This is a genomic window from Candidatus Symbiopectobacterium sp. NZEC135 (genome assembly GCF_025962695.1).
Map to the genome: position 1 here is coordinate 1 of NZ_JAGFPF010000623.1, position 1,118 is coordinate 1,118.

Annotated in this window: 1 protein-coding gene; it reads right to left on the minus strand. The window is 36.6% G+C overall.

Annotation, left to right across the window (positions count from 1 at the left end):
• Positions 1-205: 205 nt before the first annotated feature.
• Positions 206-652, minus strand: coding sequence for a hypothetical protein (locus J5224_RS29250; RefSeq protein ID WP_264628578.1), 447 nt, complete (start codon positions 650-652; stop codon positions 206-208).
• Between the last annotated feature and the right edge of the window lie 466 nt (positions 653-1,118).

Sequence of the window (1,118 nt, forward strand, 5' to 3'; positions counted from 1 at the left end):
CTTAAACTTACAGGTATTAAAGCCCAATTCAGAGGCTGAACTGTACTCATGATAATGATCCTCATAATTGATTTCGTAATGCCATAGAATATGCACAGCATGCTGTATGATCTGAATGTTTTTCTAACTATTTTCTTTTATTACCATCTATTTCGTGATGAAAATCTAAATGGTGAAATTATTCTTTTACGTTGATGATTTTATTTTAGCTCTCTTGCCCCCACGCTACGGTGAGTGATTCCGTCGAACGTACTCGGTGGTAAATAGGATCACCGCCAGGGGTTGCGAGTTCCCCATTAATAACAGTGTGTAAGATTTGAACTCCATTTGGGTCGTATTCTTGGAACAATCTTATCTGTATGACAGAGTCTTGAATAACAAAATCTGCGTAAGTGATGAGGGTAGAATAAATGTCAAAAATAAACATCAAACCATGAAGTGTTTTGAAGTCGACAACCGTGTTTCCGAGTACAGGAGGTTCGGACTCTAAAAATTTACCGGTAAGAACGATTTGCCGTCTTTCGAACGGTTCTGAAAAATTAGTATACTTCACTATTCCCGCTAATGATTGCCCGCCAGTTTCGCTAAAATAAATTTTCCCTTCCATTTGAATAGGTATGTTACCGGAAGAGTTTAGTGGGTTTATACTCATGATAAATATCCTCATCGAAAAAATATTGGTGGCTAACTATTCTAGTACTCGCATGGTTCTGTTTGATACGGATGGTATTGATAGGTAAAGTCCATACGAAAAAAAGCAGGCGCAAGTATAGTTTGTTTGATTATTATTATCTTGTGAGGCTTTTCAGGTGTTTTATCATATTAATATGAAAAAGAATAACAGAGGGAAAAAGGAATGCAAATTTCCAAGGGGAGGAATAAAGTAAATATTCTATAGCAGAGAAATCATTTAACAGATAACGGATAATAGAATAACAATAACAGTTACCAATGGTTTGATAATTCGGCAATAAAAATGAATTTTATGAATGTGTCTTGGTGTGTTCCTGTTTAATGGATAAACAGTAGCTGGGTATTTCGGGGATTCGTTGGTATGCAGAGTAAAGCAAAAACCCTCTCCTGAAACAGGAAAGGGCACATAAGGCGGGTACATCCTC

What these genes read in the sequence shown, in the direction of transcription:
- J5224_RS29250 (WP_264628578.1), bottom strand. Translation starts at nt 652, where the DNA reads ATGAGTATAAACCCACTAAACTCTTCCGGTAACATACCTATTCAAATG.